This window comes from Rathayibacter sp. AY1F3, assembly GCF_002931975.1.
Lineage (GTDB): Bacteria > Actinomycetota > Actinomycetes > Actinomycetales > Microbacteriaceae > Rathayibacter.
On sequence record NZ_PSVF01000011.1, the window covers coordinates 54,297 to 70,978 of the forward strand.

Here is a 16,682-nt window from a genome sequence, read left to right on the forward strand (position 1 = left end):
CCCGGAGGCGCGTCGTTAGCGGGGAGGGTGAGCTGATTGCTGGCGGGCCGAGACTATCGCGTCCCGGGGACTAGAGCGTGAAGCCCCGGTCGTTGGGGCCGACCGGCGCCGGCAGCTGGGTCGTGCCCTCGAGGTAGCGGTCGACCTCGGCCGCGACGGAGCGGCCCTCCGCGATCGCCCAGACGATCAGGGACTGGCCGCGCCCGGCGTCGCCGGCCACGAAGACGCCGGGGACGGAGGTCTCGAAGGCGTCGCCGCGCGCGACGTTGCCGCGCTCGGTGAAGGGGACGTCGAGCTGACGGCCGAGATGGTCCGCCTCCGGGCCGGTGAAGCCGAGGGCGAGCAGGACCAGGTCGGCCGGGATCTCGCGCTCGGTGCCCGCCTTGGGGACGCGGCGCCCGTCGAGGTACTCGGTCTCGGCCACGCGCACCGCGCGGACCTCGCCGCCCTCGTTCGCGAGGAACTCCACGGTCGACGCGAGGAACATCCGCTCCCCGCCCTCCTCGTGGGCGCTCGAGACCTCGAACACGGTCGGGTCCATCGGCCAGGGCTGGCTGTCCGGGCGCTGCGACGGCGGCTGCTGCCCGATCGCCAGGTTCGTGACCGACGCGGCCTTCTGGCGGTGGGCGGTGCCGATGCAGTCCGCTCCGGTGTCGCCTCCGCCCAGGACGACGACGTGCTTGCCCTCGGCCGAGATCTGCTCGAAGACGCGGTCGCCCGCGATCGCGCGGTTCGACTGCACGAGGTACTCCATGGCGAAGTGCACGCCGTCGAGGTCGCGACCCGGGATCGGCAGGTCGCGCGGCACGAGAGCACCGGTGGCGACCACGACCGCGTCGTAGCGCGCCCGCAGGTCGTCCCAGGTGATGTCGGAGCCGATGTCGACGCCCGCGCGGAACCGGGTGCCCTCGGCCTTCATCTGGTTCAGGCGGAGCTCGAGGTGCTTCTTCTCCATCTTGAAGTCCGGGATCCCGTAGCGCAGGAGGCCGCCGATGCGGTCGTCGCGCTCGTAGACCGCGACGGTGTGCCCGGCGCGGGTGAGCTGCTGAGCGGCGGCGAGCCCCGCCGGGCCGGAGCCGACGACCGCGACGGTCTTGCCGGTCAGGCGCTCCGGCGGGTGCGGCTGCACCCAGTCGTTGCCGAAGGCCTGATCGATGATCGAGACCTCGATCTGCTTGATCGTGACGGCGGGCTGATTGATGCCGAGCACGCAGGACGACTCGCACGGCGCCGGGCAGAGCCGGCCCGTGAACTCCGGGAAGTTGTTCGTCGCGTGCAGGCGCTCGATCGCCTGGCGGCCCTCGCCGCGCCACATCAGGTCGTTCCACTCGGGGATCAGGTTCCCCAGCGGGCAGCCCTTGTGGCAGAACGGGATGCCGCAGTCCATGCAGCGGCCCGCCTGCCGGCGCAGCACGGCGGAGTCGCCCTGCTCGTAGACCTCTTTCCAGTCCATCAGGCGGACGGACACGGGACGCCGCTTGGGCAGCTCCCGGTCCTGCACCTTCAGGAACCCCTTGGGATCAGCCACCGGTCACCTCCAGAATCCGTCCCCAGACGACGTCGCCGTCGGGGTCGAGCCCCTCCTCCACAGCGGATGCGCGCGTCGCGAGCACCGCGGCGAAGTCGCGGGGCAGTACCTTGACGAAACGCGAGACCGTTCCGTCGAAATCGTCGAGCATCCCCTGGGCCAGGGTCGACTCGGTCTCCGCGACGTGCCGCTCGAGCAGGTCGCGCAGGATCTCCACGTCGGCGCTGCCGAGCTCGGAGAGGGTCAGCTCGCCGGAGGCGATCGCGTCGCGGTTCACGAGCTCGCGGCGCAGGCCGTGGATGTAGGCCGTGCCGCCCGACATGCCGGCGCCGAGGTTCCGCCCGGTCTCGCCGAGGATCACCGCCAGGCCGCCGGTCATGTACTCGAGCGCGTGGTCGCCCACTCCCTCGACCACCGCGGTGGCGCCGGAGTTGCGGACCAGGAAGCGCTCGCCGACCATCCCGCGGATGAACATCGTGCCCTGGGTCGCCCCGTAGCCGATCACGTTGCCCGCGATCACGTTCGTCGAGGCGTCGAAGGTGCTGCGGCGGTCCGGCCGCACCACGATCTGGCCGCCCGAGAGGCCCTTGCCGACGTAGTCGTTGGAGTCTCCCTCGAGCCGCAGAGTGATGCCGGCGGGGAGGAACGCTCCGAGCGACTGCCCGGCCGAGCCGCGGAGCGACACGACGATGGAGTCGGCAGGCAGGCCGTTCTCGCCGAAGCGGACGGTGACCTCGTGGCCGAGCATGGTGCCGACGGCGCGCTCGGTGTTCTTGATCTCGCGCTCGATCCGCACGGTGCCGCGGTGGTCGAGCACGTTCGCCGCGAGGCGGATCAGCTCGTTGTCGAAGTGGTGCTCGAGCTCGTGCTCCTGCGCGCGGCCGTGGCGGCGCGGCTCCTCCGCCGTGAAGACCGGTCCGACGAGGATCGGCGTCAGGTCGAGCCCGCTCGCCTTCCAGTGCTCGATCGCCTGGTCGACGTCGAGCAGCTCGCGGTGGCCGACGATCTCGTCGACGCTCCGGAAGCCGAGCTGCGCGAGGTACTCGCGCACCTCCTGGGCGATGAACTCGAAGAAGTTGACGACGAACTCGGGCTTGCCGGAGAACCGCTGTCGCAGCTCCGGGTTCTGCGTCGCGACGCCCACCGGGCAGGTGTCGAGGTGGCAGACGCGCATCATGATGCAGCCCTCGACGATCAGCGGAGCCGTCGCGAAGCCGAACTCCTCGGCTCCGAGCAGCGCACCGATGACGACGTCGCGACCGGTCTTCATCTGGCCGTCGACCTGCACGACCACGCGGTCGCGCATGCCGTTGAGCATCAGCGTCTGCTGGGTCTCGGCCAGGCCGAGCTCCCAGGGCGTGCCCGCGTGCTTGAGCGAGTTCACCGGGCTCGCGCCGGTGCCGCCGTCGTGACCCGAGACGAGGATCACGTCGGCGAGGGCCTTCGCGGTGCCGGCGGCGACCGCTCCGATGCCCGACTGGCTGACCAGCTTCGCGTGGATGCGCGCCGACGGGTTCGCCCGCTTGAGGTCGAAGATCAGCTGCTTGAGGTCCTCGATCGAGTAGATGTCGTGGTGCGGCGGCGGCGAGATCAGGCCGACGCCGGCGGTCGCGTGCCGGGTGCGCGCGATCCACGGGTACACCTTCGTCGGCGGCAGCTGACCGCCCTCGCCGGGCTTGGCGCCCTGGGCGAGCTTGATCTGGATGTCGTCGGCGTGGGTGAGGTACATGCTCGTGACGCCGAAGCGGCCCGAGGCGACCTGCTTGATCGCGGAGCGGCGCTCCGGGTCGAGCAGCCGCTCGGTGTCCTCGCCGCCCTCGCCGGTGTTCGACTTGGCGCCGAGGCGGTTCATCGCGATGGCGAGCGTCTCGTGCGCCTCCGGCGAGATGGAGCCGTAGCTCATCGCGCCCGTCGAGAAGCGCTTCACGATCGCCTCGACCGGCTCGACCTCGTCGATCGGGATCGGCGTGCGCCCCGCGGTGTCGAGCTTGAACATGCCGCGGAGGGTCATCAGCGAGCTCGCCTGGTCGTCGACCATCTTCGTGTACTCGCGGAAGACGTCGTAGCGGCGGTTGCGCGTCGAGTGCTGCAGGCGGAACACCGTGTCCGGGTTGAACAGGTGCGGGGCGCCGTCGCGGCGCCACTGGTACTCGCCGCCGACCGCCAGGCGCTCATGCGCGACGATCGCGCCGTCCTCGGGATAGGCGGCGCGGTGACGCGCGGCGTTCTCCTCGGCGACGACGTCGATGCCGATGCCGCCGAGCTTCGAGACGGTGCCGGTGAAGTACTGGTCGACGAACGCCTGGCTGAGGCCGACGGCCTCGAAGGTCTGCGCCCCGGCGTAGCTCGACACGGTGGAGATGCCCATCTTGGACATGATCTTCAGCACGCCCTTGCCGAGCGCCTTGATCACGTTCTTCACGGCCTTCTCCGGCGAGACGTCCGACAGCATGCCGCTGCGGACGAGGTCCTCGCAGGTCTCCATCGCCAGGTACGGGTTGACCGCGGAGGCGCCGTAGCCGATGAGCGTCGCCACGTGGTGCACCTCGCGGACGTCGCCCGCCTCGACCACGAGCCCCACTCGCATCCGGTTCTCGGTGCGGATGAGGTGGTGGTGCACGGCGGCGAGCATCAGCAGCGAGGGGATCGGCGCGAGGTCCTTGGTGGAGTCGCGGTCCGAGAGCACCAGGAACTGCGCTCCCGCTGCGATGGCCTCGTCGGCCTCGTCGCACATCTCGTCGATGCGGTCCTGCATCGCGCGGGGTCCCGCGTCGACGCGGTACAGGCCGCGGATCGTCGTGGTGATGTGGCTCAGCGGGCGCGGCGCGATGTGCTGGATCTTCGCGAGCTCGTCGTTGTCGATGACCGGGAAGTCGAGGACGACCTGGCGCGCGTGCTCGGCACCGGCGGTCAGCAGGTTGCGCTCGGGGCCGAGGCCCAGGCGGAGCGAGGTCACGACCTCCTCGCGGATCGAGTCCAGCGGCGGGTTCGTCACCTGCGCGAAGGCCTGCGTGAAGTAGTCGAAGAGCAGGCGGGGGCGCTTGGACAGGACGGCCACGGGGGTGTCCGAGCCCATCGCTCCGAGCGGCTCCGCACCGGCACGCGCCATCGGCAGCAGGAGGAGGCGGACCTCCTCCTCGGTGTAGCCGAAGGTGCGCTGGCGGCGGTTGACCGAGGCGGGCGTGTGCACGATGTGCTCGCGCTCGGGGAGGTCCTTGAGGTTGATGCGGCCCTTCTCGAGCCACTCCTCGAACGGACCGGAGGCGGCGAGCTGCCCCTTGATCTCCTCGTCCTCGACGATGCGGCCCTGCTCGGTGTCGACCAGGAACATGCGGCCGGGCTGCAGGCGTCCCTTGCGGACCACCTTCGCGGGGTCGATGTCGAGCACGCCGATCTCGCTGGCGAGCACCACGAGCCCGTCGTCGGTCACGACGTAGCGGCCGGGGCGGAGCCCGTTGCGGTCGAGAGTGGCCCCGACGAGCTCGCCGTCGGTGAAGACGATCGCGGCCGGGCCGTCCCACGGCTCCATGAGCATCGAGTGGTACTCGTAGAACGCGCGGCGCTTCGGGTCGAGCGCGCCGTCCTGGTTCTCCCAGGCCTCCGGCACCATCATCATGACCGCGTGCGGGAGCGACCGGCCGGCCAGGTTGAGCAGCTCGACGGTCTCGTCGAACGAGGCGGAGTCGCTGCGGCCGGGCGAGACGATCGGGAACAGCGGGGCCAGGTCGCCCAGCTCGCGGCTCTTCAGCTGCGACTGGCGTGCGCGCATCCAGTTGCGGTTGCCCTGCACCGTGTTGATCTCGCCGTTGTGCGCGATCATCCGGAACGGCTGAGCGAGCGGCCACGACGGGAAGGTGTTGGTGGAGTACCGGGAGTGCACCAGCGCGAGCTTCGACGCGAAGCGCTCGTCGGACAGGTCCGGGTAGAACGGCTCCAGCTGGAGCGTCGTCACCATGCCCTTGTAGACGAGCGTGCGGCTCGAGAGCGACATGAAGTAGACCTCGAGCTCGCGCTCGACGCGCTTGCGCAGGCGGAAGGTCAGGCGGTCGAGGCGCACGGAGGAGAGGGGCGTGCCGCTCTCGTCGGTCAGCTCGCTCCGGATGAACAGCTGCTCGATCGCCGGCATGGCGGCCCGGGCGAGCGTGCCGATCTCGTCGGGCTGCACGGGCACGGACCGCCAGCCGACCACGGCGAGGTTCTCCTCGCGGGCGATGTCGGCGATCGTCGACTTGACCCGCTCGCGCTCGAACACGTCCACCGGAAGGAAGGCGTTGCCCACCGCGTACTGGCCCAGCGGCGGGAGCTCGAAGGGAGCGACCGCGCGGAGGAACTCGTCCGGGATCTGCGTGATGATCCCCGCGCCGTCGCCCGTTCCCGCGTCGGAGCCGACGGCGCCGCGGTGCTCGAGGTTGCGCAGCGCGTTCAGCGCGGCGTCGATGATGTCGTGGCCGGCGGTGCCGCGCATGGTGGCGACCATCGCGAGACCGCACGCGTCCTTCTCGGCGGCCGGGTCGTACATCCCCTGCGCCGGCGGCATGCCCAGGAAGGGCACGGCGCGGGCCGGGGTCGAGGGCTGGGCGGAGGCCATGGGAACCGTCCTCACGGGGGTGATGGCTGATCGGGACGTCGCTGGCCCGCGGTGGTGGAGGAGGAGCGGCTCCCCGATCGGGAGGGCCGCAGGGTTCTGCCGTGGCGCGAGCGTCGCGCGCCGCCGGCGGTGCCTGCACGACGACCCGCCCGCGGCAGCGCTCGTGGCTGCGCCGCGATGGGGCGGTCGTGGAGGTGTCGGGCACCCGGGAGGCGGTCGCGGAGGCTCCGCGACCTCCGTCAGGTGCGGGAGACCGTCGGCTTCTCGGCGTCGGTGCCGGAAGCAGGGGTGGTGGTGTCGTCGGAGTCGGACTCGACGTCCTCGAATTCTACCGCAGCCGGGGCGGGCGTCCACTCGCGACCCGGCCGGTAGGCCGAGGGCTCGGCGCCCGGGTGCTCGCGCTTCTGGATCACCACGAGGACCAGGCCGATGACCACGGCGATGAGCGCGGCCCAGACGTTGGTGCGGATGCCCCAGAAGAACTCGCTCGGGTCGATCCGGATGGACTCGAACCAGACGCGGCCGATCCCGTACCAGATCAGGTAGGCGGCGAAGACGGTGCCCCACTGCAGCTTGAGACGGCGCTCGAGCAGGAGGATGACCGCGATGCCGACGACGTTCCAGAGGATCTCGTAGAGGAAGGTCGGGTGGAAGAGCGTGCCCGCCGGGAGGCCGACGGGGAAGGCCGGGTTGGTGGTCTCGATCTCGAGGCCCCAGGGCAGGGTCGTGGGCAGGCCGAAGAGCTCGTGGTTGAACCAGTTGCCCAGACGCCCGAGCGCCTGCGCGGCGAGCATGCCGGGGGCGAGGGCGTCGGCGAAGGTCCAGAACCGCACTCCTGTCCAGCGGCAGCCGATGAACGCGCCGACCGCGCCTCCGATCAGCCCGCCGAAGATGGCGTTGCCGCCGTTCCAGATGCGGACGACCTCCCACGGGTCGGCGCCGTCGTAGAAGTAGTCGCCGGGGTGGGTGAGCACGTGGTAGGCGCGGGCGCCGACGATGCCGAGCGGCACGGCCCAGATGATGATGTCGAGCACGACCCACGGCTCCGCGCCGCGGCGCTTGAGCCGCTGGTTCGTCATGATCGTCGCCACGATGATCCCCGCGAGGATGCAGAGCGCGTAGGTGTGGATCGCGAGCGTGAAGGTGCCGATCGTGAGGTCGTACTGACTCCACGCGTCGGGGGGGCTCGGAATGCTCAGCGGTACGGACACCGGTACTCGACCTTTCGAAGGAGGGGGTCCCCCGGGCACGGCTCGGCCGCGCCCCGGAGGGCATCCCGATTGTAGCGGGAGGGTGTCAGCGCGCGGAGCGCAGGCGGGTGCCCTCGGCGAGGCCGCGGGAGGTCTCGGCGACCGCGTCGACCCCGCCGGACGCCAGCGCCCGCACCAGGGCGGATCCGACGATGGCGCCGTCCGCGTAGGCGAGGATCTCGGCGACCTGCTCGCCGGTCGAGATGCCCAGGCCGACGCACGCGCTCTCGGAGCCGGCGGCGCGGAGGCGGTGGACCAGGGTGCGGGCCGCGGAGTCGACGTCGGTGCGCGCGCCGGTGATGCCCATCGTCGAGACCGCGTAGACGAATCCACGGCTCGAGTCGACGGCCTGGCGCAGGCGCGTGTCCGTCGAGGACGGCGCCGCGAGGAACACGCGGTCGAGTCCGAGCCGCTCGGAGACGGCGAGCCACTCGGCGCCCTCGTCCGGGATCAGGTCGGGCGTGATGAGGCCGGACCCGCCGGCCTCGGCCAGATCAGTGGCGAAGCGCTCGACCCCGTACTGCAGGACGGGGTTGTAGTAGGTCATCACCAGGACCGGCACGTCGACGCGCGCCCGGATCTCGCGGACGGCCTCGAAGCCGTGGCGGAGGCGGAAGCCGCCCGCGATGGCGGCCTGGGTCGCCTCCTGGATGACGGGTCCGTCCATCACCGGATCGGAGTAGGGCAGACCGAGCTCGATCGCGTCGACGCCGTTCTCGGCCATGGCCACGGCGGCGTCGATGCTGGTCGGCAGGTCGGGGAACCCGACGGGGAGGTAGCCGATCAGGGCGCCCGCCGCCTCCTCGTTCCGGCGCCGGACGGTCTCGGCGACGCTCGGTCCGCGGCCGCTCACGACTGCACCGCGCCCTGGTCCATGAGGCCGAAGTAGTGCGCAGCGGTCGTCATGTCCTTGTCGCCGCGGCCCGAGAGGTTGACCAGGATGGTGGCCTCGGGGCCGAGCTCGCGCCCGAGCTCCAGCGTGCCGGCCAGCGCGTGCGCGGACTCGATCGCGGGGATGATCCCCTCGGTACGGCTGAGCAGCATGAGCGCGTCCATCGCGGCCGAGTCGGTGACCGCGCGGTAGTCGGCGCGGCCGATGCTCGAGAGCCACGCGTGCTCCGGTCCGATGCCCGGGTAGTCGAGGCCGGCCGAGATCGAGTGCGACTCGACGGTCTGGCCGTCCTCGTCCTGGAGGAGGAAGCTGCGGGCGCCGTGCAGGACGCCGGGGCGGCCCTTGCTGATGGTCGCCGCGTGGCGGGGGGTCTCGATCCCGTCGCCGCCGGCCTCGAAGCCGACGAGGCGGACGTCGGGGTCGTCGAGGAAGGCGTGGAAGATCCCCATCGCGTTGGAGCCGCCGCCGACGCAGGCGGTGACCGCGGTGGGCAGCGAGCCGGTGAGCTCGAGGACCTGCTCGCGCGCCTCCTCGCCGATGATCTTCTGGAAGTCGCGGACGAGAGCCGGGAACGGGTGCGGGCCCGCGACGGTGCCGAAGATGTAGTTCGTGGTGCCCACGTTCGTCACCCAGTCGCGCATCGCGTCGTTGATCGCGTCCTTGAGGGTGCGCGAGCCGGTCGTCACGGGGATCACCTCGGCGCCGAGCAGGCGCATGCGGGCGACGTTGAGGGCCTGGCGCTCGGTGTCGACCTCGCCCATGTAGACCACGCAGTCGAGGCCGAACAGGGCGGCGGCCGTGGCGGTCGCGACGCCGTGCTGGCCCGCTCCCGTCTCGGCGATGACGCGGGTCTTGCCGATCCGCTTGGTGAGCAGCGCCTGGCCCAGCACGTTGTTGATCTTGTGCGAGCCGGTGTGGTTGAGGTCCTCGCGCTTGAGGATGATCCGCGCACCGCCGGCGTGCTCGGCGAACCGCGGCACCTCGGTGATGATCGACGGACGGCCGGTGTAGCTGCGGTGCAGCTCCATCAGCTCGGCCGCGAACGCGGGGTCGACCTTCGTGCGCTCGTACTCGGCGCTCAGCTCGTCGAGGGCCTCGACGAGGGACTCGGGGACGTAGCGTCCGCCGAACTCGCCGAAGTAGGGGCCGAGTTCATCCCGGAGTGCCATGTGGGTACCGCCTATCGGAGTGGTCAGTGCGCCAGGAAGCCGGCGAGGGTGGAGACGGGGTCGCCGCCGGTGACGAGAGCCTCGCCCACGAGGACGACGTCGGCTCCGCAGCCGCGGTAGTGCGCGACGTCGTCGGCGGTGAGGACGGCCGACTCGGCCACCTTCACCGCGTCGTCGGGGAAGCGCTCGGAGAGGCGGCCGAAGAGGTCGCGGTCGAGCTGGAAGGTGGAGAGGTCGCGGGCGTTCACGCCGATGAGCCGCGCGCCGAGGTCGGCAGCCCGCTCGAGCTCGTCGGCCGAGTGCGTCTCGACGAGCGGGGTCATCCCCAGCTCGAGGACGAGGGCGTGCAGCTCGGCGAGCAGGGGCTGCTCGAGCGCGGCGACGATGAGGAGGACCAGGTCGGCTCCGGCCGCGCGGGCCTCGAGGACCTGGTACGGCTCGGCGACGAAGTCCTTGCGCAGGACGGGGATCGACACGCGCTCGCGGACCGCCTCGAGGTCCGCGAGGGACCCCTTGAAGCGGCGCTCCTCGGTGAGGACGCTGATCGCGCTCGCTCCCCCGAGCTCGTACTGTCCGGCCAGCTCGGCGGGGACGGGGATGTCGGCGAGGGCTCCGCGCGACGGGCTGGCGCGCTTCACCTCGGCGATGATCCTGACGCGCTCGGCGGGGGCCAGAGCGGCCAGGGCGTCGAGGGCGGGCGCCTGGGCGAGCGCGCGGCGCTCGACGGCTTCGAGCGGGGCGCTCTCGCGGCGCCGGGCCGCGTCGGCCAGGGCGCCGGCGGTGAGGTCGGCGAGCACCTAGGCGCGCGCCTTCGGGTTCGCCTTCGCGCCGTTGACGCCGTAGCCCGCCTTGGCCATGCCCATGCCCACGAGCAGACCCACCACGACCAGGCCGGCCGAGAGCCAGACCACCAGGGGCACGTCGAACCAGAACGCGATCGTGCCGATCGTGAATCCGACCAGCATGATGACGACGGCCGTCCACGCTGCGGGCGAGTGGCCGTGGTTGTCGTCGTCGTGCTCGGTGCTCATGGGTCTCCTCCTGGGGGTGCATCGGGACCAGAGCAGTCTAGCGTGAGGCGCCTGAGCGCCCGGCCCCGGACTCGCCTGCGCAGCCGCCTGCAGGAGGCGGGGATGCCGGACCGCCGGACACGACCCCGGCCGGTGTCAGCGGCCCGAGGTGGGGTCGTCGCCGCGCGAGAGCTCGTCCCACGAGACGACCGGGTCGATGTCGCCGTCGTCCGTCTGCACGGTCGACGCGCCGTGGCCGTAGCCGTCGGCGGGCTCGAAGCGGGACGCGCGCTTCCGCGCCGCTCCCGGCCAGCGGCGCGAGGTCGCGAGGACGCCGATCCCGAGCAACGCGGTGAGCACGCCGCAGACCAGGGCGACGACGGGCCAGGCCGTCGCGGAGGACGAGGCCACGAGCGCGGCGACGGACTGCTCCCCCGCGATGGCGGTCGCCTCCGTGACCAGCGAGGCGCCGGCGCGCACGGGGTCGCCCAGTGCCGTCGCGGCCGCGAGCACCACCGAGGCGCCGAGGACGGCCTGGAGCACACCGAGCACGATCCGGAAGACGGGGCCGGCGATGGCGAGGGCCGCGGCGAGAGCGAGGCCCGCGAGCGCCAGGGCGGAGAGCGCGGGCGCGGCGACGGTCCCGGCCACGTCGATCCGCTGGCCCTCCCCCTCCATCGCGGCCAGGGTCAGCGTGGACCAGGTCTGGGTGGAGGCGGTCAGCTCGAGCGCGGCGAGCAGCACGACCCCGAGGATCGCCGTGTACTTCAGCCGCCGTCCGCTCATGCTCACTCCGCCGGGACGAGGCCGGTGAACGGCACGAGGGGGTCGACGTCGAAGCAGGCGTGCTCGCCCGTGTGGCAGGCTGCGCCGATCTGCTCGACCTGGACCAGCAGGGTGTCGGCGTCGCAGTCGAGGGCGGCACCCCGCACGTACTGCGCGTGCCCGGACGTGTCGCCCTTGCGCCAGTACTCCTGGCGCGAGCGCGACCAGAAGGTGACGCGGCCCTCGGTGAGGGTGCGCCGGAGAGCCTCGCGGTCCATCCAGCCCATCATGAGCACCTCGCGGGTGTCGTGCTGCTGGATGATCGCGGGCAGGAGCCCGGTCGGATCGAAGGCGGCGCGGTCCAGGACGGCGTCGAGCTCTGCGGGGGTCATCGGATCTCGATCCCGGAGGCGGCGAGCGCGCGCTTGACGTCGCCGATCGTCAGCTCGCGGTTGTGGAAGACGGAGGCGGCGAGCACGGCGTCGGCTCCCGCGTCGACGGCCGGAGCGAAGTGCTCGACGGCGCCGGCGCCTCCGGAGGCGATGACCGGCACGGAGCTCAGCTCGCGCATCGCGGCGATCAGCTCGAGGTCGAAGCCCTGCTTGGTGCCGTCGGCGTCGATGGAGTTGACCAGCAGCTCCCCGGCGCCGCGCTCGACGGCCTCGGCCGCCCAGGCCAGGGCGTCGAGCTCGGTCTCGCGGCGTCCGCCGTGAGTGGTGACGACGAAGCCGGACGCCGTGGCGTCGCTCCGCTTGACGTCGAGCGAGAGCACGAGCACCTGCGCGCCGAAGACGTCGGCGATCTCGCCGAGGAGCTCGGGCCGGGCGATCGCGGCGGAGTTGACGCCCACCTTGTCGGCGCCGTGCGCGAGCAGTCGCGAGACGTCCTCGGCGCTGCGCACGCCTCCGCCGACCGTGAGCGGGATGAAGACCTGCTCGGCGGTCGCCCGCACCACGTCGTAGGTGGTCGAGCGGTCGTCGACCGTGGCGGTGACGTCGAGGAAGGTCAGCTCGTCGGCGCCCTGCTCGAAGTAGAGGCGGGCGAGCTCGACGGGGTCGCCCGCATCGCGCAGGTTCTGGAAGTTGACGCCCTTCACGACGCGGCCGGCGGCGACGTCGAGGCAGGGGATGACGCGGACGGCGAGACTCATCGGCTCCCCCTCTACAGGCGCGCGGCGTGGATGGAGGTGACCAGGATCGCGCGGGCGCCCAGGTCGTACAGGCGGTCCATCACCTGGTTCATGTCCGAGCGCGGCACCATCACGCGGACGGCCACCCACTCGGCGTCGTGCAGCGGCGAGACCGTCGGGGACTCGAAGCCCGGGGCGATCGCCGTGGCGCTCTCCAGGAGCGCGACGGGGCAGTCGTAGTCGAGCAGCACGTACTCGCGGGCGACCAGCACGCCCTGCAGGCGGCGCAGCAGCACCGGGATGCCCTCGGGCTCCCCTGCGGCGGAGACCAGGACTGCGGTCGAGTCCAGGATGACCGGGCCGAAGATCTCGAGGCCGGCCTTGCGGAGCGTGGTGCCGGTCTCGACGACATCGGCGATGACGTCGGCGACGCCGAGCTGGATCGCGGACTCGACCGCGCCGTCGAGGCGGATCAGCGTCACCTCGACGCCGTGCTCCCGGAGGAAGCGGCCCACGAGGCCCGGGTAGCTGGTCGCCACGCGGAGGCCGTCGATCTGCGCGAGCTCGTCGTAGCGGCCGGCGGGCCCGGCGAAGCGGAAGGTGGAGTTCGCGAAGCCGAGGCTCGCGATCTCGCGCGCCTCGGAGCCGGAGTCGATCAGGAGGTCGCGGCCGGTGACCCCGACGTCGAGAGCGCCGGAGCCGACGTAGGTGGCGATGTCGCGCGGGCGCAGGTAGAAGAACTCCACCCCGTTGCGCTCGTCGACGACGTGCAGCTCCTTCGGGTCGCGGCGGCCGGTGTAGCCGGCCTCCGCGAGCATCTGACCGGCGGTCTCCGAGAGGGAGCCCTTGTTGGGGACGGCGACGCGCAGGAGCGCCGGGGCGGGGGTGGTGGTCACGGGACGTCCTTCATGACTCGACGGCTGTTCAGGGGGCGGCACTGCTCCTCGGGGAGCGTGCGGGCGCGACGGCGCGGAGCGGAGGCGCACCCCGGCGAGCGGGGCGGGGCTCACAGATGCCGGTAGACGTCGGCCGTCGTCAGTCCCTTGGCGAGCATGAGCACCTGGAGGTGGTAGAGCAGCTGCGAGATCTCCTCGGCGGTGCGCTCGTCGCCCTCGTACTCGGCGGCCATCCACACCTCGGCGGCCTCCTCGACGATCTTCTTGCCGATGAAGTGCACGCCGGCGTCGAGCTCGCGGACGGTACCCGAACCCTCGGGACGGGCGGCGGCCTTCTCGCCCAGCTCAGCGAAGAGGTCGTCGAAAGTTTTCACCGGGGAAGTCTATACGGCGGCGGGGCGCGGGCCGCCTCAGTGCCGGTGCAGGTGAGCGGTCGCCGTCTCGCGCAGCGACGCGATCGCGGCCTCCGGGTCGTCCGCGCCGAAGACCGCGGAGCCCGCGACGAAGGTGTCGGCTCCCGCCTCCGCTGCGATCTCGATCGTGCCGGGTGCGATCCCGCCGTCGACCTGGAGCCAGACGTCGAGCCCGGTGCGGTCCACCACGTTCCGGAGCGTGCGCAGCTTGGGCATCGTCTCCTCCATGAAGGACTGGCCCCCGAAGCCGGGCTCGACCGTCATCACGAGGACCTGGTCGAACTCGGGCAGGAGGTCGAGGTAGTCGTCCACCATCGTGCCCGGCTTGAGCGCGATCCCCGCCCGCGAGCCGATCTCGCGCAGGCGCCGCGCGAGGGCCACGGCGTCGCGCGCGGCCTCGGCGTGGAAGGTCACGGAGTAGGCGCCGGTCTCGGCGTAGTCGGGGGCCCACCGGTCGGGGTCGTCGATCATCAGGTGCAGGTCGAGCGGCCGGGGCGAGACGTCCTGGAGGCGCTGGACCATGGTCAGCCCGAAAGTGAGGTTCGGCACGAAGTGGTTGTCCATCACGTCGACGTGCACGAGGTCGGCTCCGGCGATGCGCTGCAGCTCGGCCTCGAAGTTCACGAAGTCGGCGGAGAGGATGCTGGGGTTGATCCGTGCGGGCATGCCTCCAGCCTAGATCGGAGCGTCCTCCGCGTCCGCCCGGCCGAGCGCGTTCCCGCTCCGGAGGGTTCAGGCGTCTCCGGACGCCGCCTCGAGGGGCCGGCGGCGGAGGAGCTGCACGAACATGGCGTCGGTGCCGTGCCGGTGCGGCCAGAGCTGCACGTGGAGGGGGCCGTCCGGCAGCGGGAGCGGGTCCGCCGTCACCGCGCGCAGCACGGCCGGCGTGTCGACGAGCTCGAGCTCGTGCCGCTCCTGCGCGAGGGCGAGCACGCGCCGGGTCTCGCCGAGGTGCGGCGAGCAGGTCACGTAGGCCAGCAGACCGTCGGGAGCGAGAGCCCTCACCGCGGAGTCGAGCAGCTCGCCCTGGAGTGCGGCCAGCGGCTCCACGTCGGCCGCGGACTTGCGCCAGCGCGCCTCCGGCCGCCGCCGCAGCGCACCGAGACCGGTGCACGGCGCGTCGAGGAGGATGCGGTCGAACGATCCCGGCTGCTCGTCGCCCAGGTCGCGCCCGTCGCCGGTGCGCACCTCGACCGACGGGTCGACGGCGGCCAGCGCCTGCCGCACCAGGCCCGCGCGGCCCGGGACCACCTCGTTGGCGAGCAGCGCCGCCCCTCCTGCGCGCGCCTCCGCCGCGAGCAGCGCCGCCTTGCCGCCGGGTCCCGCGCACAGGTCGAGCCAGCGCTCGCCCGGGCGGACCGGCCGTGCCCGGGAGAGCGCCAGAGCGGCGAGCTGGGAGCCCTCGTCCTGCACGCGCACGCGGCCCTCGTGCACCGCGGGGAACGCCTCCGGGTCGCCGCCGGTGCTGGTCATGCCGACCGGCGAGAACCGGTCGGGTTCGGCGTCGGCGATCTCGCCGGGAGACGCCAGGCCCGGCAGAGCCACCAGGTTCACGCGCGGAGCCGCGTTGTCGGCGGCGAGCAGCGCGTCGAGCTCGTCGGCCGCCCCCTCCGCCGCCAGCGCCCGTCGCAGGGCGCGCACGATCCACACGGGGTGGGAGCTCAGCGCGGCGATCCGGTCGTCCCCGGAGACCGCGGCCGCGGAGACCCGCTCGCGCCACTCGCCGGCGCTCGAGCGCGAGACCGCGCGCAGCACGGCGTTGGCGAAGGCCACTGCTCCCCGCGAGGAGCCGGCCGCGACGAGCGCGACGCTCTCGTTCACCGCGGCGTGCGGGGCCACGCGGGTCGCGAGCAGCTGGTGCACGCCCAGGCGCAGCGCGTCGAGCACGGGCGCATCGATGCTCTCGACGGACCGGCCGGCCGCGAGGGCGATCACGCGGTCGTAGTAGCCGGACATCCGCAGAGTGCCGTAGCAGAGCTCGGTGGCCAGTCCCGCGTCGGCGGGCGAGAGGCCGGCGGCGCTGATCCGCGCGGGCAGGACCAGGTTGGCGTAGGCGTCCGACCCGCTCACCGCGAGCAGGACGTCGTAGGCGACCCGGCGGGCGGGAGCGGCCTCGCGACGGGCGCTCATGCGAGCACCGTGCTCTCGCGCAGGCCGCGGGCCCAGGCGGCGCCGGCCATCGGGGTCCTGCCGGCGGGCTGGACGGTGACCAGCTCGACCGCTCCGTCCGCGGTGCCGACGAGGGCGCGCCCCGAGTCGAGGCGGACGACGCCGGGAGCGAGGTCCCCCTCGGCCGCGCGGACCGCGAGCACCTTGAGGCGCGCGTCCCCCACCGCGGTCGAGGCTCCGGGCTCGGGAGTCGTTCCGCGCACGAGCGCGAGGACCCGCGCGGTCGGGAGGCTCCAGTCGATCCGGCCGTCGGCGGCGTCGAGCTTGGGAGCGGGGGTCGCCTCTCCGGTCTGCGGAGTCGCGACGGCCGTGCCCTCCTCCAGCGCGTCGACCACGCCGAGGGTGAGGCCGGCGCCGCTCCCGGCCAGCTCCGTCAGCAGCTCGCCCGCGGTGCGCTCCCCCGCGTCGACGGCGAGCTCGGCGTACACGTCACCGGCGTCGAGCTCGGCGACCAGCTGGAAGACGCTCGCGCCGATCCGCGTGTCGCCCGCCATCAGCGCCCGCTGGACGGGAGCCGCCCCGCGCCAGCGCGGCAGCAGGGAGAAGTGCAGGTTGATCCAGCCCAGGCGCGGCACCGCCAGCAGGCGCTGCCGGACGAGGCCGCCGTAGGCCACGATCACGCCGAGGTCGGGGGCGAGGCCCGCGATCCGGTCGGTCACGTCCTCGTCGAGGCGGTTCGCCCGGATCACCGGGATCCCCAGCTCCTCGGCCGCGACGGCGACCGGCGAGGGGGTGAGCACGCGCTTGCGGCCCACCGGGGCGTCCTCCCGGGTGACCACGGCGACGACCTCGTGCGCGGAGGCGGCGAGGTCGCGGAGGGTCGGAACGGCGGCGGCGGGCGTGCCGGCGAAGACGAGGCGCACGGGGGTCTCC

Annotated in this window: 15 protein-coding genes; all 15 read right to left on the reverse strand. The window is 72.7% G+C overall.

From position 1 onward, the window contains the following. Positions 1–70 precede the first annotated feature (70 nt). The 15 genes from C5C39_RS08530 to C5C39_RS08600 all read right to left on the reverse strand — a co-directional run bounded on the left by C5C39_RS08530 (position 71) and on the right by C5C39_RS08600 (position 16,672). Positions 71–1,528 carry a glutamate synthase subunit beta gene (locus C5C39_RS08530; RefSeq protein WP_104221867.1) on the reverse strand — a complete coding sequence of 486 codons (1,458 nt, stop codon included), beginning with the start codon at positions 1,526–1,528 and terminating at the stop codon, positions 71–73. Beyond that, positions 1,521–6,116: a glutamate synthase large subunit gene (gene gltB, locus C5C39_RS08535; RefSeq protein WP_104232656.1), complete on the reverse strand. Its 4,596-nt coding sequence runs from the start codon at positions 6,114–6,116 to the stop codon at positions 1,521–1,523. Before gltB ends, C5C39_RS08530 begins: the two co-directional genes overlap by 8 nt. A gap of 239 nt (positions 6,117–6,355) precedes the next feature. Then, the gene (lgt, locus tag C5C39_RS08540) at positions 6,356–7,327 is read right to left on the reverse strand and encodes a prolipoprotein diacylglyceryl transferase (RefSeq protein ID WP_258059820.1); all 972 of its coding nucleotides are present in this window, start codon (positions 7,325–7,327) and stop codon (positions 6,356–6,358) included. 85 nt (positions 7,328–7,412) lie between these two features. Beyond that, positions 7,413–8,219 carry a tryptophan synthase subunit alpha gene (gene trpA / locus C5C39_RS08545; protein ID WP_104353132.1) on the reverse strand — a complete coding sequence of 269 codons (807 nt, stop codon included), beginning with the start codon at positions 8,217–8,219 and terminating at the stop codon, positions 7,413–7,415. Then, on the reverse strand, positions 8,216–9,427 hold the full coding sequence (gene trpB, locus C5C39_RS08550) for a tryptophan synthase subunit beta (protein WP_104295337.1): 1,212 nt from the start codon (positions 9,425–9,427) through the stop codon (positions 8,216–8,218). Before trpB ends, trpA begins: the two co-directional genes overlap by 4 nt. 23 nt (positions 9,428–9,450) lie before the next feature. After that, entirely contained in the window at positions 9,451–10,224 is a 774-nt protein-coding gene (gene trpC, locus C5C39_RS08555; protein WP_104353133.1) for an indole-3-glycerol phosphate synthase TrpC, read from the reverse strand. Then, a complete protein-coding gene (locus tag C5C39_RS08560; protein WP_104221860.1) occupies positions 10,225–10,458 on the reverse strand; it encodes a DUF6704 family protein in 234 nt (77 codons plus the stop codon). Between the two features lie 135 nt (positions 10,459–10,593). Next, a complete protein-coding gene (locus tag C5C39_RS08565) occupies positions 10,594–11,223 on the reverse strand; it encodes a Trp biosynthesis-associated membrane protein (protein WP_104353134.1) in 630 nt (209 codons plus the stop codon). A gap of 2 nt (positions 11,224–11,225) precedes the next feature. Next, entirely contained in the window at positions 11,226–11,594 is a 369-nt protein-coding gene (hisI, locus tag C5C39_RS08570; RefSeq protein WP_104353135.1) for a phosphoribosyl-AMP cyclohydrolase, read from the reverse strand. Continuing rightward, positions 11,591–12,352, reverse strand: a complete 762-nt coding sequence (hisF, locus tag C5C39_RS08575) for an imidazole glycerol phosphate synthase subunit HisF (protein WP_104221853.1) — start codon at positions 12,350–12,352, stop codon at positions 11,591–11,593. Before hisF ends, hisI begins: the two co-directional genes overlap by 4 nt. A gap of 11 nt (positions 12,353–12,363) precedes the next feature. Further along, complete coding sequence (hisG, locus tag C5C39_RS08580) at positions 12,364–13,227, reverse strand: ATP phosphoribosyltransferase (protein ID WP_104221851.1); 864 nt, start codon at positions 13,225–13,227, stop codon at positions 12,364–12,366. 110 nt (positions 13,228–13,337) lie between these two features. Then, positions 13,338–13,601, reverse strand: coding sequence for a phosphoribosyl-ATP diphosphatase (locus tag C5C39_RS08585; RefSeq protein WP_055791842.1), 264 nt, complete (start codon positions 13,599–13,601; stop codon positions 13,338–13,340). Between the two features lie 36 nt (positions 13,602–13,637). After that, a complete protein-coding gene (gene rpe, locus C5C39_RS08590; RefSeq protein WP_104232661.1) occupies positions 13,638–14,306 on the reverse strand; it encodes a ribulose-phosphate 3-epimerase in 669 nt (222 codons plus the stop codon). A gap of 66 nt (positions 14,307–14,372) precedes the next feature. Further along, positions 14,373–15,770 carry an RsmB/NOP family class I SAM-dependent RNA methyltransferase gene (locus C5C39_RS08595; protein ID WP_104255377.1) on the reverse strand — a complete coding sequence of 466 codons (1,398 nt, stop codon included), beginning with the start codon at positions 15,768–15,770 and terminating at the stop codon, positions 14,373–14,375. Further along, positions 15,767–16,672 (reverse strand): methionyl-tRNA formyltransferase, encoded by a 906-nt coding sequence (locus C5C39_RS08600; protein ID WP_104353136.1) that lies wholly within the window; start codon positions 16,670–16,672, stop codon positions 15,767–15,769. Before C5C39_RS08600 ends, C5C39_RS08595 begins: the two co-directional genes overlap by 4 nt. Between the last annotated feature and the right edge of the window lie 10 nt (positions 16,673–16,682).

What these genes read in the sequence shown, in the direction of transcription:
- gltB (WP_104232656.1), bottom strand. Translation starts at nt 6,116, where the DNA reads ATGGCCTCCGCCCAGCCCTCGACCCCGGCCCGCGCCGTGCCCTTCCTG.
- trpB (WP_104295337.1), bottom strand. Translation starts at nt 9,427, where the DNA reads ATGGCACTCCGGGATGAACTCGGCCCCTACTTCGGCGAGTTCGGCGGA.
- C5C39_RS08560 (WP_104221860.1), bottom strand. Translation starts at nt 10,458, where the DNA reads ATGAGCACCGAGCACGACGACGACAACCACGGCCACTCGCCCGCAGCG.
- C5C39_RS08565 (WP_104353134.1), bottom strand. Translation starts at nt 11,223, where the DNA reads ATGAGCGGACGGCGGCTGAAGTACACGGCGATCCTCGGGGTCGTGCTG.
- hisI (WP_104353135.1), bottom strand. Translation starts at nt 11,594, where the DNA reads ATGACCCCCGCAGAGCTCGACGCCGTCCTGGACCGCGCCGCCTTCGAT.
- hisF (WP_104221853.1), bottom strand. Translation starts at nt 12,352, where the DNA reads ATGAGTCTCGCCGTCCGCGTCATCCCCTGCCTCGACGTCGCCGCCGGC.
- rpe (WP_104232661.1), bottom strand. Translation starts at nt 14,306, where the DNA reads ATGCCCGCACGGATCAACCCCAGCATCCTCTCCGCCGACTTCGTGAAC.
- C5C39_RS08595 (WP_104255377.1), bottom strand. Translation starts at nt 15,770, where the DNA reads ATGAGCGCCCGTCGCGAGGCCGCTCCCGCCCGCCGGGTCGCCTACGAC.